The sequence below is a fragment of the Microbacterium pygmaeum genome (assembly GCF_900100885.1).
GTDB lineage: Bacteria > Actinomycetota > Actinomycetes > Actinomycetales > Microbacteriaceae > Microbacterium > Microbacterium pygmaeum.
Map to the genome: position 1 here is coordinate 2005877 of NZ_LT629692.1, position 24579 is coordinate 2030455.

The 24579-nt window shown below is 69.5% G+C and carries 25 protein-coding genes and 1 tRNA gene; 18 read left to right on the plus strand and 8 right to left on the minus strand.

The window, feature by feature from the left end:
• Nucleotides 1–74: 74 nt before the first annotated feature.
• The 6 genes from BLT19_RS09430 to BLT19_RS09455 all read left to right on the plus strand — a co-directional run bounded on the left by BLT19_RS09430 (nucleotide 75) and on the right by BLT19_RS09455 (nucleotide 5679).
• Nucleotides 75–380 carry a DUF427 domain-containing protein gene (locus tag BLT19_RS09430; protein WP_091489115.1) on the plus strand — a complete coding sequence of 102 codons (306 nt, stop codon included), beginning with the start codon at nucleotides 75–77 and terminating at the stop codon, nucleotides 378–380.
• Between the two features lie 164 nt (nucleotides 381–544).
• Nucleotides 545–1369 (plus strand): ABC transporter ATP-binding protein, encoded by an 825-nt coding sequence (locus BLT19_RS09435; RefSeq protein WP_091489116.1) that lies wholly within the window; start codon nucleotides 545–547, stop codon nucleotides 1367–1369.
• On the plus strand, nucleotides 1366–2055 hold the full coding sequence (locus BLT19_RS09440) for an ABC transporter permease (protein ID WP_091489118.1): 690 nt from the start codon (nucleotides 1366–1368) through the stop codon (nucleotides 2053–2055). Before BLT19_RS09435 ends, BLT19_RS09440 begins: the two co-directional genes overlap by 4 nt.
• The gene (locus BLT19_RS09445) at nucleotides 2052–2801 is read left to right on the plus strand and encodes an ABC transporter permease (RefSeq protein WP_091489120.1); all 750 of its coding nucleotides are present in this window, start codon (nucleotides 2052–2054) and stop codon (nucleotides 2799–2801) included. The genes BLT19_RS09440 and BLT19_RS09445 overlap by 4 nt, the downstream gene beginning before the upstream one ends.
• A gap of 54 nt (nucleotides 2802–2855) precedes the next feature.
• A complete protein-coding gene (locus tag BLT19_RS09450; protein ID WP_091489123.1) occupies nucleotides 2856–3773 on the plus strand; it encodes an ABC transporter substrate-binding protein in 918 nt (305 codons plus the stop codon).
• Between the two features lie 94 nt (nucleotides 3774–3867).
• Entirely contained in the window at nucleotides 3868–5679 is a 1812-nt protein-coding gene (locus BLT19_RS09455) for an ABC-F family ATP-binding cassette domain-containing protein (protein WP_091489125.1), read from the plus strand.
• A 27-nt stretch (nucleotides 5680–5706) separates the two neighbouring features.
• Here BLT19_RS09455 and BLT19_RS09460 read toward each other — a convergent pair whose 3' ends face one another.
• Both BLT19_RS09460 and BLT19_RS09465 read right to left on the minus strand, forming a co-directional pair.
• Entirely contained in the window at nucleotides 5707–6234 is a 528-nt protein-coding gene (locus BLT19_RS09460; protein ID WP_091489128.1) for a hypothetical protein, read from the minus strand.
• The gene (locus tag BLT19_RS09465) at nucleotides 6231–6728 is read right to left on the minus strand and encodes a MarR family winged helix-turn-helix transcriptional regulator (RefSeq protein ID WP_091489131.1); all 498 of its coding nucleotides are present in this window, start codon (nucleotides 6726–6728) and stop codon (nucleotides 6231–6233) included. Before BLT19_RS09465 ends, BLT19_RS09460 begins: the two co-directional genes overlap by 4 nt.
• A gap of 58 nt (nucleotides 6729–6786) precedes the next feature.
• Between BLT19_RS09465 and BLT19_RS09470 the strand changes: the two genes are divergently transcribed.
• From BLT19_RS09470 to BLT19_RS09495, 6 genes are all read left to right on the plus strand, one after another.
• Nucleotides 6787–6858 (plus strand) — tRNA-Gln (locus BLT19_RS09470).
• Between the two features lies 1 nt (nucleotide 6859).
• The gene (gene glmU, locus BLT19_RS09475) at nucleotides 6860–8332 is read left to right on the plus strand and encodes a bifunctional UDP-N-acetylglucosamine diphosphorylase/glucosamine-1-phosphate N-acetyltransferase GlmU (RefSeq protein ID WP_091489134.1); all 1473 of its coding nucleotides are present in this window, start codon (nucleotides 6860–6862) and stop codon (nucleotides 8330–8332) included.
• On the plus strand, nucleotides 8307–9341 hold the full coding sequence (locus BLT19_RS09480; RefSeq protein WP_091489137.1) for a ribose-phosphate diphosphokinase: 1035 nt from the start codon (nucleotides 8307–8309) through the stop codon (nucleotides 9339–9341). Before glmU ends, BLT19_RS09480 begins: the two co-directional genes overlap by 26 nt.
• Nucleotides 9342–9468: 127 nt before the next feature.
• Nucleotides 9469–9969, plus strand: a complete 501-nt coding sequence (locus BLT19_RS09485) for an FMN-binding protein (RefSeq protein WP_091489139.1) — start codon at nucleotides 9469–9471, stop codon at nucleotides 9967–9969.
• A gap of 4 nt (nucleotides 9970–9973) precedes the next feature.
• Nucleotides 9974–10900 (plus strand): FAD:protein FMN transferase, encoded by a 927-nt coding sequence (locus BLT19_RS09490; RefSeq protein WP_091489141.1) that lies wholly within the window; start codon nucleotides 9974–9976, stop codon nucleotides 10898–10900.
• Nucleotides 10901–10902: 2 nt separating this feature from the next.
• On the plus strand, nucleotides 10903–12474 hold the full coding sequence (locus tag BLT19_RS09495) for an FAD-dependent oxidoreductase (protein WP_091489143.1): 1572 nt from the start codon (nucleotides 10903–10905) through the stop codon (nucleotides 12472–12474).
• Here BLT19_RS09495 and BLT19_RS09500 read toward each other — a convergent pair.
• Nucleotides 12468–14009 carry a sensor histidine kinase gene (locus BLT19_RS09500; RefSeq protein WP_331710689.1) on the minus strand — a complete coding sequence of 514 codons (1542 nt, stop codon included), beginning with the start codon at nucleotides 14007–14009 and terminating at the stop codon, nucleotides 12468–12470. The two genes, BLT19_RS09495 and BLT19_RS09500, sit on opposite strands and share 7 nt — an antisense overlap.
• A complete protein-coding gene (locus BLT19_RS09505; protein ID WP_091489146.1) occupies nucleotides 14006–14740 on the minus strand; it encodes a response regulator transcription factor in 735 nt (244 codons plus the stop codon). The genes BLT19_RS09500 and BLT19_RS09505 overlap by 4 nt, the downstream gene beginning before the upstream one ends.
• Nucleotides 14741–14904: 164 nt before the next feature.
• Between BLT19_RS09505 and BLT19_RS09510 the strand changes: the two genes are divergently transcribed.
• The gene (locus tag BLT19_RS09510) at nucleotides 14905–16380 is read left to right on the plus strand and encodes an ABC transporter permease (RefSeq protein WP_091489148.1); all 1476 of its coding nucleotides are present in this window, start codon (nucleotides 14905–14907) and stop codon (nucleotides 16378–16380) included.
• A gap of 49 nt (nucleotides 16381–16429) precedes the next feature.
• Complete coding sequence (locus BLT19_RS09515) at nucleotides 16430–17155, plus strand: ABC transporter ATP-binding protein (protein ID WP_172825684.1); 726 nt, start codon at nucleotides 16430–16432, stop codon at nucleotides 17153–17155.
• Between the two features lie 9 nt (nucleotides 17156–17164).
• Here the strand turns inward: BLT19_RS09515 and BLT19_RS09520 are convergent, their stop codons facing one another.
• Nucleotides 17165–18178 carry an SDR family oxidoreductase gene (locus BLT19_RS09520; RefSeq protein WP_091489149.1) on the minus strand — a complete coding sequence of 338 codons (1014 nt, stop codon included), beginning with the start codon at nucleotides 18176–18178 and terminating at the stop codon, nucleotides 17165–17167.
• Nucleotides 18179–18234: 56 nt separating this feature from the next.
• Here BLT19_RS09520 and BLT19_RS09525 point away from each other — a divergent pair, with 56 nt between their 5' ends.
• Both BLT19_RS09525 and BLT19_RS09530 read left to right on the plus strand, forming a co-directional pair.
• Nucleotides 18235–19248, plus strand: coding sequence for a magnesium and cobalt transport protein CorA (locus BLT19_RS09525; RefSeq protein ID WP_091489151.1), 1014 nt, complete (start codon nucleotides 18235–18237; stop codon nucleotides 19246–19248).
• A gap of 44 nt (nucleotides 19249–19292) precedes the next feature.
• Nucleotides 19293–20615 carry an FAD-binding oxidoreductase gene (locus BLT19_RS09530; RefSeq protein ID WP_091489153.1) on the plus strand — a complete coding sequence of 441 codons (1323 nt, stop codon included), beginning with the start codon at nucleotides 19293–19295 and terminating at the stop codon, nucleotides 20613–20615.
• A gap of 6 nt (nucleotides 20616–20621) precedes the next feature.
• Here BLT19_RS09530 and gndA read toward each other — a convergent pair whose 3' ends face one another.
• Together gndA and BLT19_RS18130 are read right to left on the minus strand one after the other, a co-directional pair.
• Nucleotides 20622–22067: an NADP-dependent phosphogluconate dehydrogenase gene (gene gndA / locus BLT19_RS09535; protein WP_269457432.1), complete on the minus strand. Its 1446-nt coding sequence runs from the start codon at nucleotides 22065–22067 to the stop codon at nucleotides 20622–20624.
• A 241-nt stretch (nucleotides 22068–22308) separates the two neighbouring features.
• Entirely contained in the window at nucleotides 22309–22434 is a 126-nt protein-coding gene (locus BLT19_RS18130; RefSeq protein WP_269457405.1) for a hypothetical protein, read from the minus strand.
• A gap of 264 nt (nucleotides 22435–22698) precedes the next feature.
• Between BLT19_RS18130 and BLT19_RS09540 the strand changes: the two genes are divergently transcribed.
• Complete coding sequence (locus BLT19_RS09540) at nucleotides 22699–23355, plus strand: 50S ribosomal protein L25/general stress protein Ctc (RefSeq protein WP_091489156.1); 657 nt, start codon at nucleotides 22699–22701, stop codon at nucleotides 23353–23355.
• 82 nt (nucleotides 23356–23437) lie between these two features.
• Nucleotides 23438–24022, plus strand: a complete 585-nt coding sequence (gene pth, locus BLT19_RS09545; RefSeq protein ID WP_091489158.1) for an aminoacyl-tRNA hydrolase — start codon at nucleotides 23438–23440, stop codon at nucleotides 24020–24022.
• Between the two features lie 12 nt (nucleotides 24023–24034).
• On the opposite strand, the gene BLT19_RS09550 is transcribed toward pth, so the two are convergent.
• A complete protein-coding gene (locus BLT19_RS09550) occupies nucleotides 24035–24577 on the minus strand; it encodes a hypothetical protein (protein ID WP_091489160.1) in 543 nt (180 codons plus the stop codon).
• Between the last annotated feature and the right edge of the window lie 2 nt (nucleotides 24578–24579).

The window sequence follows — 24579 nt, forward strand, 5'->3', positions numbered from 1 at the left end:
GCGGCCCTCGGCTCCCCCCGGTCTTATACGCTCGGAGGACGCACCTCGTGTGTCGATTCCTCGAAGGAGAAGCCATGAAGGCAGTGCTCGGTGACACGGTCATCGCAGAAGCGAACGACGACGATCTGATCCGGATCGAAGGCAACTGGTACTTCCCGCCGGCGAGCGTGAACGAGAGCTTCCTCTCCGAGAGCCCCACGCCCTACACCTGCCCGTGGAAGGGCGAGTGCCAGTACTTCACCGTGACCGTCGACGGCCAGGACCCCCTGCCGGACCGCGCGTGGTCCTACCCGCACCCCTACCCGACGGCGTTCGAGCGTGTCGGCAAGGACTTCTCGGGCTATGTCGCGTTCTGGAAAGAAGTCCAGGTCGTCGATTAGATCCGGCGCCGCGGGCCCGGCCGCTCCGTAACACGCGGACACGTGCCGGGGCAACCCGGCCCCGGTGTCGGCGGTGCGCAATAGGCTCGGTGCACCGCCCGAGGAGACATCATGCTCCTGCCTACCGATGAAACGGACCGCTGGCTCATGATCGAGTGTTTCGCATGATCGAATTCCGATCCGTGACGAAGGAATTCCCCGACGGCACGCGCGCGGTGGGGGATTTCGACCTCGTCATCCCGTCGCGCAAGACGACCGTGTTCGTCGGATCCTCCGGCTGCGGCAAGACCACGCTGCTCCGGATGATCAACCGCATGGTCGAGCCGACCGCAGGTGTCATCGAGATCGACGGCGACAGCATCCTCGACGAGGACGCGGTGGGGCTTCGTCGCCGCATCGGGTACGTCATGCAGAACTCCGGTCTCATGCCGCACTTCACGGTGGCCGAGAACATCGCCACCGTCCCGGTGCTGCAGGGGACCAAGCGCAAGGTCGCCCGCGAGCGCGCCCTCGAGCTGATGGCGACGGTCGGGTTGGATCCGGCGATGGCCGATCGCTATCCCAGCCAGCTCTCCGGCGGCCAGCAGCAGCGGGTGGGGGTCGCCCGGGGCCTTGCCGCCGACCCGAACATCCTGCTGATGGACGAGCCCTTCGGCGCCGTCGACCCGATCGTTCGCGCCGACCTTCAGCAGGAGCTCATCCGCCTGCAGCGCGAACTCGGCAAGACCGTTGTGTTCGTCACCCACGACATCGACGAGGCGTTCCTGCTCGGCGACCAGGTCGTCATCCTGCAGAAGGGCGCGCAGATCGCGCAGGTGGGCAGCCCGAGCGAGATCCTCGAGAACCCGGCCGATGACTTCGTGGCGAGCTTCATCGGCGTGGACAAGGGCAAGCGCGCCCTCCGCCTGAAGAAGACCGACCACGGCACCGTCGTGATCGACGGCGACGGTCGCACGCAGGGTGCGCTCGTGGAGGAGTCCAGCCCGTGAACTGGGTGATCGACAACCTCGGCCTGATCGGGGAACTGACGCTCATCCACCTGCGACAGAGCGTGATCGCGCTCGTGATCGGGTTCGTCATCTCCGTCCCGCTCGGGTGGATCGCGTGGCGATACCGGCTGGTGCGCAGCAGCGTCATCACCATCACCGGGCTGCTGTACACGATCCCGTCCCTCGCGCTGCTGATCATCGTGCCCGCCGCCACCGGCTGGTACTCCTTCACGAGCGAGACCAATCTGATCGTGGCGCTGACCATCTACGCGATCGCGATCCTCGTGCGCTCCGTCGCCGACGGGCTCGACTCCGTCGACCCCGGTGTGCGCCAGGCCTCCACCGCGATCGGCTATGGATCGTTCCGGCGCTTCTGGGCGGTGGAGTTCCCGCTGGCAGGGCCGGTCATCCTCGCGGGGCTCCGCGTCACCGCGGCGAGCACGATCTCCCTCGCCACGGTGGGGATCCTGGTCGGCATCACCAACCTCGGCTATCTCTTCACGAACGGCTCGCAGCGGCGGATCATCCCCGAGGTGCTCGCCGGCGTCGTGGCGGTCGTGCTGCTCGCGCTCGTCATCGACCTGATCCTGATCCTGATCGGGCGCATGCTGCTGCCCTGGACGCGGCGCGTGCCCAAGACCAAGGCCCAGCGCACCGCGGCCATTCCGGTGGGGGCGCGCGCATGAACCTCTTCATCGACGCGTTCGCCTGGATCCTCAGCGGCGACACCGGCAGTTTCGACTCGATCCCCGTCGCGATCCTCCAGCAGCTCCTCTACACCGCGGTCTCGGTCCTGATCGCCGCGATCATCGCGATCCCCGCCGGCTGGTACATCGGGCACACGGGCAAGGGCAGAGAGATCGCGGTCGCCGTCTCCGGCGCCGCACGGGCGATCCCGTCCTTCGGTCTGCTGATCCTGCTCGTCCTGCTGATGGGCGTGCTCCTCAAGCCCGAGGCGGCGGTGATCACGTTCGTGATCCTCGCCATCCCCTCGCTGCTGGCCGGTGCCTACACCGGGTTCGAGGCGATCGACAAGCGCGTCATCGACGCCGGCCGGTCGATGGGCATGACCGAATGGCAGATCCTCTGGCGAATCGAGGTGCCGCTCGGGCTGCCGCTCCTGGTCGGCGGCATCCGCGCCGCGACGCTGCAGGTCGTGGCCACCGTCACCATCGCCGCCTACATCGGGCTCGGCGGCCTCGGGCAGTACATCATCGCAGGCCTGCCGCTGCGCCGGCTGGACATCGTGATCGGCGGCGCCATCCTGGTCGCCGCGCTGGCCCTCATCCTCGACGGGCTGTTCGCCCTGCTGCAGCACGCCGTCGTCGCACGAGGCGTGCGCGTGGCCGCATCCGCGTCCGGCTCCGAGGCGAGATCATCGACCCGCCGTCGTCGGGCTCCGGTGCCGGTCGGCGCCGACGCCGGCTCCTGAGCGGCCCCATCGACCTCCCACCCACACAGCACCACACCACGAAAGAGGAATCCCATGTTCACAGCACGAACCCGGAAGGGCCTCGCCGGTATCGCCGGCATCGCCGTCGCCGCGCTCGCCCTCGCCGGCTGCGCATCCAGCAATCCGCTCGACGACGGCTCCGGTGCAAGCGCCGGAGCCTCCGACGGCACGATCGTCGTCGGCTCGCAGGCGTACTACTCCAACGAGATCATCGCCGAGATCTACGCGCAGGCGCTCGAGGCCGGCGGCGTCACCGTCGAGCGGCAGTTCAACATCGGTCAGCGCGATGCGTACATCCCGCTCCTCGAAGACGGCTCGGTCAGCCTGTTCCCCGAGTACAGCGGAAACCTGCTCCAGTTCTTCGACGAGGAGACCACGGCCCGCACGTCGGAAGACGTCTACGCAGCCCTGCCCGACGTGCTGCCGGAGGGCCTGGAGGTGCTCGACCAGTCCACGGCGAGCGATCAGGACTCGTACACCGTCACGAAGGCCTTCGCCGACGAGTACGACCTGACGACGATCGCGGATCTGGCCAACGTGACGGTTCCGCTGACCCTCGGCGGCAACGCCGAACTGGCCGAGCGTCCCTACGGTCCGACCGGCCTGAAGGACACCTACGGCGTCGACGTCGCATTCTCCGCGACCGGCGACACCACCGTCGAGGACCTCGTCGCCGGCACGGTCAACATCGCCAACGTCTACACCGCAGACCCGCGCATCCAGACCGAGGACCTCGTCGTGCTGGAAGACCCCGAGGGTCTCTTCCTGGCCTCCAACGTGGTTCCCGTCGTGAACTCGGCTGTCGCGGATCAGGTGGCCGACATCATCAACGCGGTCAGCGCCAAGCTGACCCCGGAGGGTCTGGTCGCCCTGAACGTTGAGAGCACGGTCGACCAGAAGTCCTCGGCCGAGATCGCCAAGGCGTGGCTGGCCGACAACGGTCTGAGCTGACCCGCTTCGCAGCTCGAGAGGCCGTCCCGCGCACGCGGGGCGGCCTTTCCGCGTGCGGTCTCCTCTCGGCAGGACCATCTAGCCTGGGAGGAACATGGCGCATCTTCTCGGGGCCGAGGCCCTGCAACTCGAATTCCCCACCCGCATCATCTTCGACTCCGTCTCACTCGGGGTCGACGAGGGCGACCGCATCGGCGTGGTGGGACGCAACGGCGACGGCAAGTCCAGTCTCCTCGCGATGCTCGCCGGTCGACTCGAGCCGAATTCGGGCCGTGTGACAGTGCGGCGCGGCGTCGACGTCGGCGTGCTCGACCAGGGCGACACCCTCGATGACGCCGACACCGTCGCATCCGCCGTCGTGGGCGACCTGCCCGAGCACGAGTGGGCAGGCGACCCCCGAGTCCGCGACGTCACCGCCGGTCTCCTCGCCGGTTTCGACTGGCACGCATCGATCTCGTCCCTTTCGGGAGGTCAGCGGCGCCGGGTCTCGCTCGCGAAGCTGCTCATCGGCGACCACGACGTGCTCATGCTCGACGAGCCCACGAACCACCTCGACGTGGAGGCGATCGCGTGGCTGGCCGACCACCTCAAGCGTCGCTGGTCGACCACCTCCGGGGCGCTGCTGGTCGTGACCCACGACCGGTGGTTCCTCGATGAGGTCTGCACCCGCACGTGGGAGGTGCACGACCGCATCGTCGAGCCGTTCGACGGCGGGTACGCCGCGTACATCCTGCAACGGGTGGAGCGCGATCGGATGGCGGCATCGTCGGAGGCGAAGCGGCAGAACCTGGCGAAGAAGGAACTGGCGTGGCTGCGCCGCGGCGCCCCCGCGCGCACGTCGAAGCCGCAGTTCCGCATCGACGCGGCCAATGCGCTCATCGCCGACGTTCCCGAGATCCGCGACCCGGTCGCGCTGCGTTCGCTGGCGGTCTCGCGGCTCGGCAAGGACGTCGTCGACCTGCTGGATGCGTCGGTGACCTACCCGTCCACGGGCTCCGGGGCCGACACAGCTGTGCTGACCGACGTCGAGTGGCGCATCGCGCCGGGGGAGCGGACCGGCATCCTGGGCGTGAACGGCGCCGGCAAGTCCACGCTTCTCGGGCTCGTCTCCGGCACGGTGCTGCCCACCGGCGGCCGCGTCAAGCGCGGCAAGACCGTGAAGGTCGCCACCCTCACCCAGCGCCTCGATGAACTCGAGGAGCACCTGGACAGTCCGGTCCGCGTCGTCCTGGAGCGCCTGCGGACCACGTACACGTTCGGTGCCGGCTCGAAGTCGCAGGAGCTCACGCCCGGCCAGCTGCTCGAGCGCATGGGCTTCACGAGCCCTCAGCTCTCCACGCCCGTCAAGGACCTCTCCGGCGGCCAGAAGCGTCGGCTGCAGCTGCTGCTCGTCCTGCTCGACCAGCCCAACGTGCTGATCCTCGATGAGCCGACCAACGACCTGGACACCGACATGCTCGCCGCCATCGAGGACCTCCTGGACTCCTGGCCGGGCACCCTTTTGGTCGTCTCCCATGACCGGTACTTCCTCGAGCGGGTCACCGATCAGCAGTACGCGATCCTCGACGGCCGACTGCGCCACCTCCCGGGAGGCGTCGACGAGTATCTCCGTCTGCGACACCGTCAGCAGGAGCAGAGCGCGGCCGGTCCGTCGGCATCGGTATCGGCCGCCCGCGCGTCGAGCCTGACCGGCAGCGAACTGCGGACCGCTCAGAAGGAGGTCTCGGCGATCGAGCGCCGCCTGGCCAAGCTCGACGCGCTGATCAACGCCGCCCATCAGAGCATCGCGGAACACGATCAGGACGACTACGAGGGCGTCGCGGCCCTGACCGGCAAGGTCGACGAGCTCCAGATCGAAGTCGCCGGCCTCGAAGAGCGCTGGCTGGAGCTGTCCGAACTGGTGTGACCATCGCGAGTGGTCCGCGGGCGCAGGTCAGTGGATCGCGTACTCCAGCAGCACGATGATCAGGCCCAGCGCGGCGGTCCCCGCGGCTCCGAGCAGTCGGATCAGCGGGTGCGCGCCGCGCCGCCAGTACGCGATGTACCCGAGGATGCCCAGAACGACGACCGTGGCCCACATGCTCGCCTCGTACGCGTCATCGGGCGGCACCGCCTGCATTCCGCAGACGATGAGGACGATCGTCGCCGGGATCGCGGCGTAGAGCATCCCAGCGGCGTGCTGCATCGCCTGCAGCGTCGCCCGCACGAGCCCGTGCTCGCCGTGGTCGGTCAGCGTGTGGGCGAACACGTGCGCGATGTAGAACACCAGCAGGGTCCACAGCGCCGTATCGAGCATGTCCCAGGCATCATGCGCATGATCGGACTCGATCGTGATGAAGGCCGCGAACACGATCAGCCCGTAGATCGCCGCCGCAGTGCGGAACCGGGTCTCCAGCCACAGGCCGACCCGGCGGGCCAGCGGCGGTCTCCCGCCGGGCTGGACGGCCGCACCCCCGGTCACGTGTCGAACCCCAGGCTCAGCTTGCGCAGGAGCCCCGCGAGGCGGTCCCGGTCGCCGCGGGACAATGTGCCCAGCAGGAGCGCCTCGGCGTCCACGAGGCGCGTGATCGCGGCATCCACTCTCGTGCGTCCCTCGTTGGTGAGCGTGACCAGGACGCTGCGGCCGTCGTCCGGGTCGGCGACGCGCCGAACGAGCCGGCGTCCCACGAGTCGGTCGATCCGGTTGGTCATCGTGCCGCTGGAGACCAGCGTCTGCTGCAGCAGCTGTTTCGGGCTCAGCTGGAACGGGTCGCCTGCCCGCCGCAGCGCCGACAGCACGTCCCACTCCCACGGCTCGAGCTCACTGCGGCGGAACGCGTCGCGCCGGGCGCGGTCCAGGTGCCTCGAGAGCCGGTCGACGCGGGAGAGGACCTCCAGGGGCGAGAAGTCGAGGTCGGGCCGCTGGGCGATCCATGCCTCCACGATGCGGTCGACCTCGTCGGACTCTTGCGCCATGACTTCATTATGTCGAGGGGCTGGCAGACTGGAGGACGGTCGCGTTTCCCCGCGACGGTCCGCCGTGGTGTAACGGCAGCACGACAGCCTTTGGAGCTGTTAGGCCCAGGTTCGAATCCTGGCGGCGGAGCATGTCCGAGAACACCATCGTCCCTCCGCTCGCCGTCGTCATCCTCGCCGCCGGGCAGGGGACGCGCATGAAGTCCTCCCTGCCGAAGGTGCTCCACCGCATCGGCGGTCAGGCCCTGGTCGGGCACGTGCTGGACACGGCATACGCGCTCTCACCGGAGCGCGTGCTGCTGGTGGTCCGCCACGAGCGCGACCTCGTCGCCGGTGCGGTGCTGGATGTCGCGCCCGGCGTCATCGTCGTCGACCAGGACGAGATCCCCGGCACCGGACGCGCCGTCGAGGTCGCGCTGGAGCGCCTCGCGGACTTCGGCGGCGACGTCCTGGTCCTCAGCGGCGACGTGCCGCTGCTGGACGGCGAGACGCTCGCCAGGCTCCTGCAGGCCCACCGCGAGAGCGCGGCAGCGGTCACCCTGTTGAGCGCAGTCGTGGACGATGCGACCGGGTACGGCAGGGTGATCCGGGATGCCGCGGGAGACGTGCAGCGGATCGTGGAGCAGAAGGACGCCACGGCCGACGAGGCATCCGTCACCGAGATCAACGCGGGGGTCTACGTCTTCCAGTCCGCCCCCCTGCGCACCCATCTCCCGATGGTGGGCACCGCGAACACGCAGGGCGAGAAGTACCTGACCGACGTGGTCGCCCTGCTGCGCGATTCACGCCTGACCGTCACCGCGTCCGCGGCGCCCGACGCCGGGGCGGCGCTCGGAGTCAACGACCGCGTGCAGCTGTCGGATGCGGCTCGGCGGCTCAACGCCCGCACCGTCCGGCGCTGGCAACTGGAGGGTGCGAGCATCCTCGATCCTGCGACCACGTGGATCGATGTCACCGCGACCCTGGCCCCCGATGTGACCGTTCTGCCGAACACCCACATCCTGCGGACGACGTCGATCGCAGCGGGGGCGACCGTCGGCCCCGACACGAGCCTGGTCGACTGCGAGGTGGGCGAGAACGCCACGGTCACCCGCACCGATGCGACGCTGGCGGTGATCGGCGCCGGAGCCACCGTCGGACCCTTCGCCTACCTGCGCCCGGGCACCTACCTCGGCGACCGCGGCAAGATCGGCACCTTCGTCGAGACGAAGAACTCCACGATCGGTGCGCGCAGCAAGGTGCCGCACCTCTCCTACATCGGCGACACCACGATCGGCACGGGCGTGAACCTCGGCGCCGGCGCGATCACCGCCAACTACGACGACCTCACCAAGCACCGCACCGAGATCGGCGACGAGGTGCACACCGGCTCGCACAACGTCTTCGTGGCGCCCGTTAGGATCGGAGCAGGCGCGAAGACCGGAGCCGGAGCGGTGATCCGCAAGGATGTCCCTCCCGGCGCTCTGGCACTCAGCGTGGCCCCCCAGCGAAACGTCGAGGGGTGGGTCGAGACCAACAGGCCGGGTACCGGTGCGGCGGAGGTCGCCGCGCAGGCTCGGTCCGCACAGAAAGCGGACGATGGGGCGCAAGAGCAAGACGGTTGATCTCGACCGCGACAACGACATCGCTCCCGGGCTGGTCGCCAAGACCAAGAAGCGACTCGTCGTGGCCGGCGGACGATCCCACCCCGACCTCTCCGCAGATGTGGCGACGGCACTGGGCACGCAGCTCGTGCCCACCGAGTACCGCACGTTCGCGTCCGGCGAGATCCTCACGCGGTTCGAGGTCTCGATCCGCGGCTGCGACTTCTTCCTGATCCAGAGCTTCGGTCCGCCGGTGAACGAGTGGCTCATGGAGACGCTGATCATGCTGGATGCCGCCAAGCGCGCGTCCGCCAAGCGGATCACCGTCGTCGCGCCGTACTACCCGTACTCGCGTCAGGACAAGAAGAGCCGTGGCCGCGAGCCGATCAGCGCACGCCTGGTGGCCGACCTCCTCAAGACGGCCGGCGCCGACCGCGTCATGAGCGTCGACCTGCACGCCGCCCAGATCCAGGGGTTCTTCGACGGCCCGGTCGATCACCTCTTCGCCAAGCCGGTGCTGCTGGAGTACTTCGAGCGAACCCTCTCGCCCGGTGACCGGTCCAAGCTCACCGTGGTCTCGCCCGACACCGGCCGGGTGCGGGTCGCCGACACGTGGTCGGACAGCCTCGGGGCGCCGCTCGCGATCATCCACAAGCGCCGCGACCCGAATGTCGCGAACCAGGTGACCGTCAACGAGATCGTCGGGCAGGTCGACGGACGCGTCTGCCTGCTCGTGGACGACATGATCGACACCGGCGGCACGATCGTCAAGGCCGCCGAGGCCCTGAAGAACAGCGGCGCCGAGCGGGTCATCGTGGCGGCCACGCACGCGATCTTCAGCGACCCGGCCGCTTCCCGCCTGCAGTCCGAGGCGATCGATGAGGTCGTCGTGACCGACACGGTGCCGATCCCGGCCGACAAGCGCTTCGCATCGCTGACCATCCTGCCGATCGCACCGCTCCTGGCACGCGCCATCCACGAGGTCTTCGAGGACGGCTCGGTCACCAGCATGTTCGACGGCGCGGCCTGATCCGCTCCGAGCCCGTGTTCATAGCGGGTTCATAGCGTGAACCGACGTGACGGCCATCTCGTGTCAATAGCGTGGAAGGCGTACGCCGACCTGCCTCGATAGAGGGCACCGCAGAAGGAGGACCATCATGATCCGCACCACCGCCGTACCCCGTCCCATCCGCACGTCCGCCGCGATCGCCGGAGTCGTCGGAGTGATCGCGCTCGCCGGTTGCGCGAGCACCACCACCGCCGAGCCCGCGACCGAGCCGACCGGCCAGTCGACGACATCCGCGTCCGGGCAGCCCACCGCCGACGCGTCGGCTTCGGCGGATGCAGGCGCGTCCACCAGCACCTACGCCGACGGCACGTACACGGCGGAGGGGTCGTACGCGACACCCGAATCCGTCGAGTCGATCACCGTCACCGTCACGCTCGCCGACGACGTCATCACGGCGGTCGAGGTGACCGGCGACCCGCAGAAGCGCGAGTCCGAGCAGTATCAGGGCCAGTTCATCGGAGGCATCTCGGATGTCGTCGTCGGGCAGGACATCGACACGATCTCGGTGAGCCGCGTCGCCGGCTCGTCGCTGACCAGCGGTGGATTCAACGAGGCCATCGACGCGATCAAGTCCGAAGCGGCGGCCTGATCGCATGGGCGCCGACCCGCGCACGGGCGGCACGGCGACGCAGACCGATCCGGCCCAGCCGGCGCTCTGGCGGTTCGAGGCGATCGGGACGCGCTGGGAGGTCGAGACCGCCGTGCCCCTCGACCGGCTCGTCCGCGATCGCGTCGGAGCGGTGATCGACCGCTTCGACCGGGAGTGGTCGCGCTTCCGTCCGGATTCGCTCGTCTCCGAGCTGTCCGCCGGCGGCGCGGCGCCCGCTCCCGATGATGCCGTCGACATGCTCGCCGCGTTCGCCGAGCTCTCGGACGCGACGGCTGGCGCGGTCAACCCGCTCGTGGGCCGGGCGCTGGAAGCGCGCGGCTACGACGCGGGATACGGCTTCGTCGACCGCGGAGCGCAGGCCGCACCGCAGGACTGGCGGCGCGTGCTCGAATGGGACAACGGGATGCTGCGCCTGCACGAACCCGCCATGGTGGACGTCGGCGCCCTGGGCAAGGGGCGTCTCGTCGACCGGGTGGTCGACGTGGTCGCCGAGTCCGTTCACGGCCAGATCGTCGTGGACGCCGGCGGCGATCTCGCCGTGCGCGGAGGACCGCAGCGCATCGGCCTGGAGCATCCGTACGACCCCACCCGGGCGATCGGCGTGGTGAAGGTGGCGGACGCGGCGCTGTGCGCATCGGCCATCAACCGCCGCGCGTGGGGGGACGGGCTGCATCACGTGCTGGATGCCCGCACCGGCATCCCCGTGCGCACGATCGCTGCGACCTGGGCGATCGCGCCGAGCGCGATGCGGGCGGACGCGATCGCGACCGCGCTGTTCTTCGACGGCGGGCCGCAGCTGGCGCACGAGTGGGGCGTGGACTGGGTCCGCATGACCACCGACGGGCGGGTCGAATGGTCGCCGGGATCGCAGGCCGAGCTGTTCACCCGTCCCGCTAGCGTGGAGGGATGAGCATGCTCGCCGGTCTGACCGCTGTCTGGAATCGCGTGTTCGGCGTGCTCGGCCGCGTGTCGATGTACCGGCTGGTGCTCCTCGCTTTGGTCGCGCTGTCCGCGATCGCCCTGATCGTGTCGCTGTTCGGCCTGGTCGCGCCCACGCCGCTGGAGCTGATCGTCTCGATGGCGGTCCTGGCCGTCGTGTGCGTGGGCACTGATGCCGCGGCCCAGTCGATCCTGAAGCTGCCGTGGCGCATCGAGTCGTCGCTGATCACCGCATCGATCCTGCTCTTCGTGCTGCGCCCGACGCTGGATCCCGTCGCGCTGGCGGGCGTCGCGATCGCGGCTGCCGCGGCATCCCTCTCCAAGTACCTCCTCGCCTGGCGAGGCCGCCACATCTTCAACCCGGCCGCCGTCGGGGCAACCGTCCTCACGCTGCTGAGCATCGCCGCTCCCGCCCTCGGCGCCTCCTCGTGGTGGGTGGGCACGCCCGTGCTGGCCGCGCCGGTGATCGTCCTTGGGCTGATCGTGCTGATGCGGACCGAGAAGGTGCGCGTCATCGCGGTCTTCCTCGTGATCGCCGTCGCGGTCGGCGTCGTGCGCACATCGGTTCAGTACCAGGCGGCGGGACTGCCGATCGAGGCCGTCGACCTGCTGGGCCCGGTGCTGTGGTCCTCGCCGTTCCTGTTTCTCGGCGCCTTCATGCTCTCCGAGCCCCTGACCCTCCCGCCGCGCCGTTGGCAGCAGTTCACGGTCGCGGCCGTGGTGGGCGTCCTCGCCGGCTGGCCGATCGATCTCGTCGTGGTCAGCCTGGGCCAGGAACGGGCGCTGCTGATCGGCAACCTGGTCGCGTTCGCCTTCGCGTTCTCGGCGCGCTCGGCGGTGAAGCTCACGCTCCAGTCGCGGGCCGAGATCACCCCGACCGTGCAGGAGCTGACGTTCCGCACGCACCGGCCGCTGTCGTTCGTGCCCGGCCAGTACCTCGAGCTCGACGTGCCGCACAAGCACCCCGATGCCCGCGGCACGCGCCGCGAGTTCAGCATCGCCTCGGCTCCGCAAGAGCTGCCGACGCTGCGCGTCGCCTTCCGCGAGAGCCCCGGGGCCGCCACGAGGTCCTCGTACAAGCGCGCGCTCGCCGAGGTCGCGCCCGGCGACGACCTCGCGGTCACCGGCGTCTGGGGCGATTTCGTGCTGCCGAAGCGTTCGGGCAGCCCGGTGCTGATGGTCGCTGCCGGGATCGGCGTGACGCCGTTCGTGGCCCAGCTCAACTCGCTGCGCCTCGGCCAGGACGATCGGGACGTCGTGGTCGTCTACGTCGCATCCGAGGCGGCCGAACTCGCCTTCCGTCCCGAGTTGGAGGCATCCGGCGTTCCCGTCGTCGTCTTCACGCGCGACGAGCCGAGGGGCCTGCCGCGGCATTGGAGCTGGGCGCGCGGCGTCCGGCTCGACGCGGACGGCCTGCAGCAGGTCGTCCCCGACCTGGCGGCACGGCACGCGTACATCTCCGGCCCGCCGGGCCTGATCGCCGATCTCGCGCCGGCGCTGGAGAAGGCCCGGTCGATCACGACCGATGCCTTCAGCGGCTACTGATCGGCGCGGCGCTCCGTCGCTGAGGACGCCGGATCGGCCGGTCTGGCCGGCAGGCGCATCTCGAAGGTCGTGTCGCCCGGCGCGCTGCGCACCGTGAGGGTGCCGCCGTGCGCCTCCACGATGGCGCGGCCGATGGACAGGCCGAGCCCGGTGCCGCCGGTCTTGCGAGCGCGGGATCGGTCCGCGCGGGAGAACCGCTCGAACAGCTCGTCGGTGAGCGCCGGGTCGACTCCTGGCCCGTCGTCGTGCACGCGGAGCACGGCGTCGCTTCCCTCTCGCAGCACCGTCACGCTGACCTCGCTGCCGGCGGGCGTGTGGGTGCGGGCGTTCGCGAGGAGGTTCCCGGCGACCTGGTGCAGGCGCGCGGCGTCGCCGGCGATCACCACCGGCTCCTCGTCGAGATCCAGCACCCAGATGTGGTCCGGACCGGCCGGGCGGGCATCGGCGACGGCTTCGATCGCCAGTCTCGACAGATCGACGGTCCCGTAGACGAGCTCCTGGCCCTCGTCGAGTCGCGCGAGCAGCAGCAGGTCCTCCACGAGCGTCGTCATCCGCAGCGACTGCGCCTGGATGCGCTCCAGCGCGGATTCGGTGTTCGCGGCCGAGTCCGGTCCCTGTCCCTGTCGGAGGGCGCGGAGCGAGAGCTCCGAATAGCCGCGGATCGATGCCAGAGGAGTGCGCAGCTCATGGCTGGCGTCGGCGACGAACCGGCGCATCCGCTCTTCGTTGCGCTGACGCTCGTCGAGCGACTCGTCGACGTGGTCCAGGAGCGTGTTCAACGCGTGACCCACGCGTCCGATCTCGGTCTCCTCGTCGGTCTGCGCATCGGGGACGCGCTCGGTGATCGAGACGGCACCGGCCGACATCGGCATCGCGGCCACCCGCGTCGCGGTATCGGCCACGGCGCGCAGGGGCGCCAGACTCGCCCGGATGACGAACGCGATGACGGCGGCAAGCAGCAGCAGTCCTCCCGCGGTCACGAGCACGACCGTGGTGAGGATCTGCGTGATCGTGCTCTGCACGTCGCTGAGCGGCAGACCGACGATGCCGACGTAGTCCTGCGCCTGGTAGGCGGCCACCCGGTAGTCGCCCAGCCCCTGGACGGGAAGGGTCGTGGTGTCGGGCTGCCCGACCGCGTCGAAGACGGAGTCCACCTGCGCATCGGTGAGCGACACGACGGAGTTCTCACTGCTGACGTACGCCCCGGTCGTCGTGCCATCGGGTGCGCGCAGGACCAGGAGGCTTCCGGGCTCCTGGCGCCCGTTGTCGAGCACGTCGTATGCGTCGATCGGCGTCGGTGTCGGCGGAAACTGCATCCGCAGCAGCGTTTGCCCGGTCAGCTGGACGGACTCCCGGACCTTGGTGTTCAGGTTGTCCTGCAGCACCTGGCCGAGGATCGCGCTGGTCGCGACCGCCACGATCACGAGGATCAGCGCGACCATCCCGATGATCGCGACCATCAGCCGGGTCTGCAGCGACCAGCGCCGGCGGTTGCGTGAGCCGGCGCGCCCTGCGGCGACGGCGGGTGCTGTCACTGGGGCGCCTTGATCATGTAGCCGACGCCGCGCACGGTGTGGATCAGCGGCTCGCGGCCCTGATCGATCTTCTTCCGCAGGTACGAGATGTACAGCTCGACGACGCTGGAGCGGCCGCCGAAATCGTAGTTCCACACCCGATCGAGGATCTGCGCTTTCGAGACCACGCGGCGTTGGTTGCGCATCAGGAAGCGCAGCAGTTCGAACTCGGTCGCCGTCAGCTCGATCTCGGCGCCCGAGCGCTCGACCTCGTGGCTGTCCTCGTTGAGCGAGAGATCGCCGACGCGGAGGATGGGTTCCGAGTCGTCGGCCAGGGCGGTGCCCGCCCGGCGCATCAGACCGCGCAGCCGTGCCACGACCTCTTCCAGGCTGAACGGCTTGGTGACGTAGTCATCGCCGCCGGCGGTCAGGCCCGCCACGCGGTCGCTGACGGAGTCCTTCGCAGTCAGGAACAGCACCGGCACGTCGTTGCCGGACTGCCGCAGGCGCTGCAGCACGGCCATGCCGTCCAGGTCGGGCATCATGATGTCCAGCACCATGGCGTCCGGGGCGAAGTCGCGCGCCGACTGCAGGGCCTGAAGGCCGGATGCCGCGGTGCGCACCTCCCACCCCTCCATCCGCAGCGCCATCGACAGCAGGTCGGTGAGCATCTGCTCGTCATCGACGACGAGGACCCGCAGCGCGGATCCGTCAGGGCGGTGGAGTGCGGGGGAGGTGGCGGTCGCGGTCATGGCTTCATTGTGCTCGCGTTCCTATGTGCTTCCTATGGAGCCTGCTATGCGCGGGCTGTGAATCGCACTCATACCGCCCTCACACGATTCGCTGACGGTTCGCATCGGACGACTTCCTAGCGTTCATCCGACGGCGGCGCACGAACCGCCCCCGAGGGAGACTCATGTACTGGACCTATCTGCGGCGCGAACTGGCCGGCCGCACCAAGCAGACCATCATCGTCGCTGCGGGCCTTGCGATCGCGATCGCGCTGGTGATCATCGTCAACTCGCTGGCCGCGGGGGTGCGCGACGCCCAGGCGCAGGCGCTGGATTCCGCGTACGGCGTCAGCACCGACCTGACCGTGTCGGGGGCGATGGCAGACCCGACCGGCGGCGCCGAAGGCGGCGGTGGTCCGCAGTTCGAGTTCGAGGACGGTGCCGGGCAGAACGCCGACGGCACGACCGAGCTCAGCCAGTCACGGCTCATGCTGGATCGACTCCGCGGCACGCTGGAGGAGTCGAGTGTGACGGCGGTCGCCTCCGTGGACGGTGTCGCCGCGGCAACCGGCGCCCTGTCGCTGACGAACACGACCTTCTCGGGGCAGATCCCGGACCGCTCGCAGGCACAGCCGGGCACCGACGCCGCACAGGGCGAGCAATCCGGTCCGCCCGCCGGCGGCCCAGACGGCGCCGGTGGCAGTGCCTTCGACGTCGACTCGTTCACGGTGCTCGGCATCGATCCCGCCGACAGCTCGGTCGGTCCGATGTCGTCGGTGTCGCTGAGCGAGGGCCGCGCGCTGGAGTCCGGCGATGCCGGTGCGGATGTCGCCGTGCTCGATGCCACGTACGCCTCGTTGAACGATCTGGCGGTCGGGGACAGCATCGACGTCGGCGGCGCGCAGATGGAGATCGTCGGAGTCGTCTCCTCCACCTCAAGCCAGGCCGACACCGCCTCCAACGTGTACATCCCGCTCGATGTCGCACAGACGCTGGCCGGCGCGGGAGAGGTCGTCTCGACGATCTTTGTGCAGGCCGACTCCGCGGACGCGATCGAGGGCGTGCAGCGTGCGATCCAGACCGAGCTGCCGGACGCGACGGTCAGCTCACAGTCCGACCTCGCCTCCACCGTCTCCGGGTCCCTCTCCAGCGCATCCGCGCTCATCACGAACCTCGGAACGTGGCTGTCGCTCATCGTGCTGGCGGTCGCGCTCGTCCTGGCGGTGCTGTTCACGACCTCCGGCGTGTCTCGCCGCACCCGTGAGTTCGGCACCCTCAAGGCGATCGGCTGGTCCAACGGCCGAGTCGTCGGCCAGGTGGCGGGCGAATCGGTGATCCAGGGGCTGATCGGGGGCGCGGTCGGACTCGCGCTCGGCCTGGCGGGCATCCTCACCATCAACCTGATCTCGCCGACGATCTCCTCCGTCGCCGCGACCGGCGCGCCGCAAGGACCCGGCGCGGGCGGGCAGGGCGGCCCTGGCTTCGGCGGCGGGGCGTTCACGCAGGCAACGGCGGACGTCGTGCTCCATGCGCCGCTGACCCTCTGGGTCGTCGCCGCAGCGATCGGCATCGCCGTCCTCGGCGGCGCGGTCGCCGGCGCCTTCGGCGGCTGGCGTGCGTCACGACTGAGCCCCGCCGAAGCCCTCCGGTCCGTGGGCTGACCGAATGGACACCGCATCACCCGAGCAGGAAACGACAGGAGAGACCGCGATGGTGATCATCGACGCACAGCAGGATGCCGCAGCAGGAGCGCCCCTCGAGCCGATCTACCGGCTCGCCGGCGTGACGCGCAACTATCAGCAGAAAGGACGGCTCGTGAAGGCACTGGCAGGTGTCGATCTGGACATCGCCGCGGGCGATTTCGTCACGATCCAGGGGCCGACCGGAGGCGGCAAGTCGACGCTGCTGCAGATCCTCGGGGCGCTGGACCGCCCGAGCACCGGATCGGTCGTGCTCGGCGGCACCGACATCGCCGGCGCATCGAACGCGGAGCTGGGCATGGTGCGCGCGCACGAGATCGGCTTCGTGTTCCAGGGGTTCAACCTGATTCCGACACTCTCAGCCCACGAGAACGTCGACATGGCGCTCGAACCGCTGGGACTGGCCGAGGACGAGCGCGCGGCGCGGGTGCGCGAAGCGCTGGAGCACGTCGGCCTCGCCGACCGCGCCGACCACCGGCCGGGTGAGCTGTCCGGGGGTCAGCAGCAGCGCGTCGCCATCGCCCGGGCCATCGTGAAGCGGCCGCGGGTGCTCCTGGCCGACGAGCCGACCGGCAACCTCGACGAGAGCATGCGCGATGAGATCCTCGCCGTGCTGGAGAGACTGCACGCCGAGGGACTCACCCTCATCGTCGTCACCCACGACAGCGCGGTCGCGCGCCGTGCCCGCCGCCGGCTTCGGCTGGAGAAGGGCACGGTGCGCGACATCACGCGCTGAAAGGCAGCCCTAGCGAGGGCCGGATGCCGCGGCATCCGGCCCCGCGGCGGCGATGAAGCGATCGATCTGCGCGTCCTTCTCGGCGTCGTAGCCCTGCTCATCCGGGTGCGCGTCGTAGTGGGCGATCAGCCGTCGGGCACCCTCGTCGAAGAGCACGGTGGTGGCGAACTCGGGGACGAATCGTTTGATCTTGCTGTTGTCGAAGACCACCGAATGGGTCTTGTCGCCGAGCAGGCTCGGTCCGCGGTCCGGATCCAGCCGAGCGAGCGTCTCTGAGGCGATGTGGACGAACTGCGCAGACGTCACTCCCGCGGCATCGGCCAGCCAGCCGTAGATCTGGTTCCAGGTCGGTACGTGATCGCCGGTGATCGTGAACGCCTCGCCGATGGCGAGCGGATGCCCCAGGATCCCCGCGAAGCCCACCGCGAAGTCGTCGCTGTGTGTCAGGGTCCACAGGCTCGTGCCGTCGCCGTGGATCACCACCGGCTTGCCGGCGCGCAGCCGCACGACATCAGTCCAGCCGCCGGAGTTCGGCAGGAGCGTGTGGTCATAGGTGTGCGACGGACGCACGACCGTCACCGGGAAGCCACGATCCCGGTACGCCGACAGCAGCAGGTCCTCGCAGGCGATCTTGTCGCGCGAGTACTGCCAGAACGGATTGCGCAACGGCGTCGACTCGGTGATCGGCAGACGCAGCGGCGGTTTCTGATAGGCGGAGGCCGAGCTGATGAACACGTACTGGCCGGTGCGCCCCTCGAACAGGTCCATGTCGGTCTGGACGTGCTCCGGCGTGAACGCGGTGAACTCGGCGACCGCGTCGAACTGCTGCGTCCCGAGCGCGTCGCGGACGGACTGCGGTTCGCGGATGTCGCCGATGACGCTGCGCGCTCCATCGGGCAGCGGCCGCCTGCTCGTCCCGCGATTGAGGACGGTGACCTCGTCGCCGCGGGCGAGCGAGCGGCGGACGCACGCCGTGCTGATCGCCCCGGTCCCGCCGATGTAGAGGATTCGTCTGTTCGTCATGTTCCGACCCTAGCCATCGCGCTCCGGGTCGGCCCGGCTCGCTTAGGGTGGCACGCATGGCTGTGATCGATTCCGCGGTGTACCTCGACGGCGCACGCGTCAGCGACGGGCACGCACCCGCCGACGCCGTCCGCGAGGCTCGCGAGCGGGGCGGGATGGTGTGGATCGGACTCCGCTCCACCGACGCCGAGGAACTCGGCGAGCTGCAGAAGCTGCTCGACCTGCATCCGCTCGCCGTCAAGGATTGCCTTCGCGGTCACCAGCGCTCCAAGTTCGAGCGCTTCGGGCCGATGGGATTCCTCGTCGTCCAGCCCGCGCGGTACGTGGATGAGACCGAGGAGGTCATCTTCACCGAGGTGGACTTCTTCGTGGGCGCGGACTTCATCGTCACCGTGCAGAACGAGGACCAGATCGACGTCCATGCCGTGCAGCGCGACCTCGAGCGGCACCCCGGGATCCTCGAGAAGGGACCATACGGCATCGTGTGGGCGCTGCTGAGCAACGTCCTGGACGGATACGGGCCGGTCATCGACGGGGTCGAGAACGACGTCGACGAGATCGAGGAGCAGCTGTTCTCGCAGGCCAAGGAGGTTTCGCGGCGCATCTTCGGCCTGCAGCGCGAGGTCATCGATCTGCAGCACGCGACGTATCCGCTGGTGGACATCTTCGACCGGCTCCAGACGATGGTCGCCGACGAGACCGACGGTCGCGAGGCCCCCGCGTTCCGCGAGCTGGACGACCGGGCCGGGCACATCGTCGACCGTGTCGACGCGTTCCGGCACACGCTGGACAGTGCGCTGACCGTCCACGCGAGTCTGGTGGAACAGGAGAACAACGAGGCGATGCGCTCGATGACCGAGACCGGACTCCAGCAGAACGAGCAGGTCAAGAAGGTGTCGGGCTGGGCTGCGGTGCTGTTCGCGCCGACGCTCATCGGAACCATCTACGGCATGAACTTCGACGACATGCCCGAACTGCACTGGACGTTCGGCTACCCGCTGGCGCTGCTCGCGATGCTCGCGACGAGCGTCACGCTCTATCTCATCTTCAAGCGGCGCGGCTGGCTGTAGCCGGACCGATGCGCGTGTCCGAGGACGGCGCTACTGTGCTGCGCATGGATGTGACGAATCTCCGCGGCGCAGTGGCCGCAGTCCTCACCGCCGACGACGAGGGATGGGATGCCGCGCGGGCGTACCACTCCGGAGTCGGATCACCCGTTGCGCTGGTGCGGCCGACCTCGGTGGACGAAGTCGCCGCGGCCGTGCGCTGGGCCGCCGAGGCAGGCGAGCCCGTCGTCGTCCGCGGCGGCGGACACAGCGCGTGGGGAGCCGTGCCCGGTGGCCTCACGATCGATCTCTCCGCCTTCGACGATGTCGCCGTCGACGGCACCAGGGTCAGCGTCGGCGGGGGAGCGACGTGGGGTGCGGTCGCCCGACAGCTGGCCGAATCCGGCGTGGGACTGAGCTCGGGCGACACCGCGTCCGTCGGGGTCGGTGGGCTCACCCTCGGCGGCGGGATCGGCTGGATGGCACGAGCCTGGGGGCTGGCCTCGGATCAGCTGGTCGGCGCGCAGCTCGTGACGGCGACCGGAGATCTTCTCGAGGTGTCGGCCGATGCCGAGCCCGAGCTGTTCTGGGCGCTGCGCGGCGGCGGCGGCAACTTCGGGGTGGTGACGCGATTCGATTTCCAGGCGCACCCGCTGACCTCGGTCGTGTGGACGGTTCTGGCTCCGAGTGGGAACGCGCGTCCGGTGCTGCGCGCACTGCGCGACCTGCTGCAGGACGCGCCGCGTCAGCTCACGGTGACCTACATGGATGTGCCGGCGATGGACCCGAGCGCGCCGGCCGGCGCGACGATCAGCGCCTGCTGGATCGGTGACGACGAGGCCGCGTCTGCGGCAGCACTGGCGCCGCTGACAACGCTGGAGGGGGTCACCGTCACCGAGTCGGGCGTGCGCTCCTATCCGGACATCCTGCAGGACATGCCCGCCGCCGACCCCGACCAGCCGATGCCCGGCTTCGTGGGCGGCAATACGCTCGCCGTCGACCTCTCCGACGCGATGATCGATCTGCTCGCCACGTTCCGCGAGGCGCACAGCGCGTCCGTGCTGTTCCTGCGGTCGCTCGGCGGCGCCTTCGCGGACGTCGGGCAGGAGGCCGGCGCCTTCCCCGCGCGGGATGCCACGTGGTTCGCGATGGCCGGGGCCTTCGACATCCCCGGCATGCTCGACGAGAGCGAGCGGGCCGCCGCTGAGGCGGAGTGGGATGCGATCGAGCAGCTCGGTGCCGGGGTCTACGGCAACTTCACGACCTCGACCGACCCCTCCTGGGTCGCGCGGATGTATCCGCCTGCGACCCTTGCGCGGCTGACCGAGGTCAAGAAGCGCTGGGACCCGCGGAACGTGTTCTCACGCACCCACAACGTGCTGCCGGTGTAGCGGCGGTCAGTGGGTGTCCTCGGCCTCGATCTCGGTCCGGTCACCGGACCACAGCGTGTGGAACGTGCCCTCCTTGTCGATGCGCTTGTACGTGTGCGCCCCGAAGAAGTCGCGCTGACCCTGGACGAGCGCGGCGGGGAGGCGCTCGGCGCGCAGACCGTCGTAGTACGACAGCGACGACGAGAAGGCGGGAGCAGGGATCCCGGCCGCGGCGGCGGTCGAGACGATGCGACGCCACGAATCCTGTGCGCGGCCCAGGGCCTCGACGAAGTACGGAGCGGTCAGCAGGACGGGCAGGTCGGGGGTCTGCGCGTACGCGTCGGAGATGCGGTTGAGGAACTGCGCGCGGATGATGCACCCTCCGCGCCAGATCTTCGCGATCGCGCCGAGGTCGATCGTCCACCCGTACTGGGCGGCTCCGGCGCGGATCTCGTCGAATCCCTGCGAATAGGCGACGATCTTCGACGCGTACAGGGCGAGTCGCACATCCTCGATGAACGTCTCGGCATCCTGCGCGGTCACGCCGAACTCAGTCCCCGAGCTCGCCGAGGGGCCTGGGAGCTCCCGTGACACGGCGCGCTGCTCCGGGTGGGAGGAGAGCGAACGGGCGAAGACGGCTTCGGCGATTCCCGACACCGGCACGCCGAGGTCCAGGGCCGTCTGCACGGTCCATGCACCCGTGCCCTTGGCGCCGGCCTGGTCGAGGATCACATCGACGAGGGGGAGGCCGGTCGCGGCATCCGTCTGACGCAGCACCTCCGCGGTGATCTCGATCAGGTACGACTCCAGCTCCCCGGTGTTCCACTCCGCGAAGACGTCGGCGATCTCCGCGGGGGTCCTGCCGGTTCCGCGCCGGATCAGGTCGTACGCCTCCGCGATCAGCTGCATGTCGGCGTACTCGATGCCGTTGTGCACCATCTTGACGAAGTGGCCGGCACCGTCGTGGCCGACGTGCGTCACGCACGGTTCACCCTCGGCGATCGCGGCGATCGATTTGAGGATCGGTCCGAGCGTCACCCACGACTCATCTGAGCCGCCGGGCATGATCGAGGGTCCGAGCAGCGCACCCTCCTCACCGCCGGAGATGCCGGCGCCGACGAAATTGATCCCCGTCTCGCGGACCGCCTTCTCACGCCGGATCGTGTCGGTGAACAGGGCATTGCCACCGTCCACGATGATGTCTCCCGGCTCGAACACGTTCACGAGCGCGTCGATGACGGCATCCGTGCCCTTGCCCGCCTTGACCATGATGATCGCGGTGCGGGGCTTGTGGAGCGAGTCGGCGAAGTCCTCGTACGAGAATGCCGGGACGAACTCGGCCTCGGGGTGCGCCTGGACCAGATGCTCGGTCTTGTCCGAGCTGCGGTTGAAGATCGCGACAGTGTTGCCCTCGCGGCTGGCGAGGTTGCGCGCGAGGTTGGACCCCATCACCGCGAGGCCGACCACCCCGATGTTCGCGCTCGGCTCGACCGGACTCTGGCCGCCCGCCTCAGGCGTGGGACGCGAGACGTCTTCGGGCTGCGGGGCAGCCTCGTGCGCATCCGCGGATGCCGGGTCCTGGTCTCGATCGTGCGAGACGTTCGTGTCTGCGGCGGCGGTCGGGGAGGAATCGTTCGAAGACACACGGGCTCCTGTTGTCGGCAGTGGGATGCTTCGAGCCTATCGCCGCCGGTCGCATGCGCCCGAGCGTGTTTCAGTCCTTGCGGTACCCCGCACGACCCATCGACCAGAACGCGAAGACGGTTCCGATCAGGCCCAGCCCGGCGATCGCGCCGATGACGCCGAGCATGATGAACGAGGCGGTCTGGCTGTCGATCATGTGTCCTCCGGGTGAGAAAGGGCGGGCGTGATCATCGTAGCCGTGCGCTGGGAAACCCGCTGGCGCTGGTAGACTGGGCAATTGAACTTCGGCGAGGGATGCCTCGCGACCTGTCTGACGGCCGGTTGCGGAATCCGTGATCGACGCAGTGATGCAGGCTCACGGCTTTCCTCACGCGCTCGCGTTCGAGTCGAATGCAACCCCAATACCTGGGCCTGAGGCCCGCATACAGAACGGGCCGTGCGCCCGCTAGGAGAACCCATCATGGCTGCCGCCACCAAGACCGCCGACACCGAGTCCGACACGAAGGTCCACGCCGAACTGCGTGAGAACTTCGGCAAGGGCTTCGCCCGCCGCCTGCGCGCCGCCGGCAAGATCCCCGCCGTCATCTACGGCCACGGCACCGAGCCGGTGCACGTCGCCCTTCCGGGCCACCAGGTCGCGCTGCTGATCCGTCGCGCCAACGTCGTGCTCGAGCTCGACGTCAACGGCACCGAGCGGCTCACCCTGGTCAAGGACGTCCAGAAGGACCCCGTGCACCAGATCATCGAGCACATCGACCTCCTGGTCGTCCGCAAGGGCGAGAAGGTCCAGGTCGATGTCCCCGTCACCGCCGTCGGCGAGTCCGCGGCCGGCACCATCGTCGCCCAGGACGCCAACACGGTGCTCCTCGAGGTCGAGGCCACCCACATCCCCGAGCGCATCGAGGTCAGCATCGAGGGCCTCGAGGAGGGCACGCACATCACGGCTGCCGACCTCGTCCTCCCGCAGGGCGCCGCGCTTGCCGTCGACCCGGAGACGCTGATCATCGCGATCTCCGCGCCGTCCAGCGACGCCGACGAGATCGCCGAGGCCGACGCGGCCGTCGCCGCCGAGCAGGCCGAGGAGTCGGAAGAGACCAAGGAGGCCGACGCCGAGTAGTCGACGTCGTCCGCAGCCCGTCCCCGCATTATTGTGGGGGCGGGCTTCGTCGTTCGATGCCCGGGAGGCGGAGGAACCGGCAATGGCCGACACCTGGCTCATCGTCGGATTGGGAAACCCAGGCCCGCGATACGAGGCGACCCGGCACAACGTCGGTCAGATGGTCATCGACGAGCTGGCGGTCCGCCGCGGCGAGTCCTTCAAGGTGCACAAGGCGGGTGCCCGCGTGGCGGAGACGTGGCTGCGCCCGGGCGGGCCGAAGCTCGTCCTGGCGAAGCCGAACACCTTCATGAACGTGTCCGGGGGTCCGGTCGCCAACCTCGCCAAGTTCTACGGCATCGAGGCCGACCACGTGATCGTGCTGCACGACGAGCTGGACATCCCTTTCGACACCATCAAGCTCAAGACCGGCGGCGGCCACGGCGGCCACAACGGCGTGCGTGATGTCGCCAAGGCGCTGGACACCCCCGACTTCGCGCGGGTGCGGATCGGGATCGGGCGACCGATCGGACGACAGGACCCTGCCGACTGGGTCCTGGATCCGTTCGGCGCGGCCGAGCGCAAGAACCTGCCGGTGCTGCTGGCCGACGCGGCCGATGCCGCCGAGCAGGTCGTGGACGAGGGGCTCCTCGCCGCCCAGCAGAAGCATCACGCGCCGCGCGCGTGACCGCCGCGGCGCTCAGGCGCCGAGCGGGGTGGCCGAGGAGGCGATGCCGGTGGCGAACAGTCCCCACAGCGCGACGCCGTAGATCACCGGACCGGCGACGGCGATCACGACGGCGGTGATGCCCCAGCCGCGCCCGCGGTTCTTCGCGATCGCGACGATGCCCTGCACGATCGCCCAGACACCGAGCACCGTTCCCACCCAGAAGGACACCTCGGCAAGCAGCACCCATGCCCGCACCGGGCTCAACAGCGCGAAGTCGAAATCCGCCCCGGCCGGTGCGAGCTGGGTGGCGAGCTGATCGCCCGTGCCGATCCCGATCTGGAATCCCGCGACCGCCGCGACGATCGAGGCGCCGACAGCGGCGATCAGGCCGAGCACGAAGGCGACGATCCCGAGTGCGGATCCGCCGGCGGCACGGGCGGGCGGGACGGCCGGCATCGGAGGAATCTGCTGCGGGGTCCACGGCCCATACCCCTGCGGAGGAGGCGCGTAGCCGGCCGGCGGGGCGTAGACGTGATGCGGCGCCGGGGGCGGCGGTCCGACGGGTTCGCTCACGG

Bases quoted from the DNA above. Each gene is read 5' to 3' on its own strand.
- BLT19_RS09430 (WP_091489115.1), top strand. From the start codon at position 75: ATGAAGGCAGTGCTCGGTGACACGGTCATCGCAGAAGCGAACGACGAC.
- BLT19_RS09435 (WP_091489116.1), top strand. From the start codon at position 545: ATGATCGAATTCCGATCCGTGACGAAGGAATTCCCCGACGGCACGCGC.
- BLT19_RS09445 (WP_091489120.1), top strand. From the start codon at position 2,052: ATGAACCTCTTCATCGACGCGTTCGCCTGGATCCTCAGCGGCGACACC.
- BLT19_RS09450 (WP_091489123.1), top strand. From the start codon at position 2,856: ATGTTCACAGCACGAACCCGGAAGGGCCTCGCCGGTATCGCCGGCATC.
- BLT19_RS09455 (WP_091489125.1), top strand. From the start codon at position 3,868: ATGGCGCATCTTCTCGGGGCCGAGGCCCTGCAACTCGAATTCCCCACC.
- BLT19_RS09465 (WP_091489131.1), bottom strand. From the start codon at position 6,728: ATGGCGCAAGAGTCCGACGAGGTCGACCGCATCGTGGAGGCATGGATC.
- glmU (WP_091489134.1), top strand. From the start codon at position 6,860: ATGTCCGAGAACACCATCGTCCCTCCGCTCGCCGTCGTCATCCTCGCC.
- BLT19_RS09480 (WP_091489137.1), top strand. From the start codon at position 8,307: ATGGGGCGCAAGAGCAAGACGGTTGATCTCGACCGCGACAACGACATC.
- BLT19_RS09485 (WP_091489139.1), top strand. From the start codon at position 9,469: ATGATCCGCACCACCGCCGTACCCCGTCCCATCCGCACGTCCGCCGCG.
- BLT19_RS09490 (WP_091489141.1), top strand. From the start codon at position 9,974: ATGGGCGCCGACCCGCGCACGGGCGGCACGGCGACGCAGACCGATCCG.
- BLT19_RS09495 (WP_091489143.1), top strand. From the start codon at position 10,903: ATGCTCGCCGGTCTGACCGCTGTCTGGAATCGCGTGTTCGGCGTGCTC.
- BLT19_RS09505 (WP_091489146.1), bottom strand. From the start codon at position 14,740: ATGACCGCGACCGCCACCTCCCCCGCACTCCACCGCCCTGACGGATCC.
- BLT19_RS09510 (WP_091489148.1), top strand. From the start codon at position 14,905: ATGTACTGGACCTATCTGCGGCGCGAACTGGCCGGCCGCACCAAGCAG.
- BLT19_RS09515 (WP_172825684.1), top strand. From the start codon at position 16,430: ATGGTGATCATCGACGCACAGCAGGATGCCGCAGCAGGAGCGCCCCTC.
- BLT19_RS09520 (WP_091489149.1), bottom strand. From the start codon at position 18,178: ATGACGAACAGACGAATCCTCTACATCGGCGGGACCGGGGCGATCAGC.
- BLT19_RS09525 (WP_091489151.1), top strand. From the start codon at position 18,235: ATGGCTGTGATCGATTCCGCGGTGTACCTCGACGGCGCACGCGTCAGC.
- BLT19_RS09530 (WP_091489153.1), top strand. From the start codon at position 19,293: ATGGATGTGACGAATCTCCGCGGCGCAGTGGCCGCAGTCCTCACCGCC.
- BLT19_RS18130 (WP_269457405.1), bottom strand. From the start codon at position 22,434: ATGATCGACAGCCAGACCGCCTCGTTCATCATGCTCGGCGTCATCGGC.
- BLT19_RS09540 (WP_091489156.1), top strand. From the start codon at position 22,699: ATGGCTGCCGCCACCAAGACCGCCGACACCGAGTCCGACACGAAGGTC.
- pth (WP_091489158.1), top strand. From the start codon at position 23,438: ATGGCCGACACCTGGCTCATCGTCGGATTGGGAAACCCAGGCCCGCGA.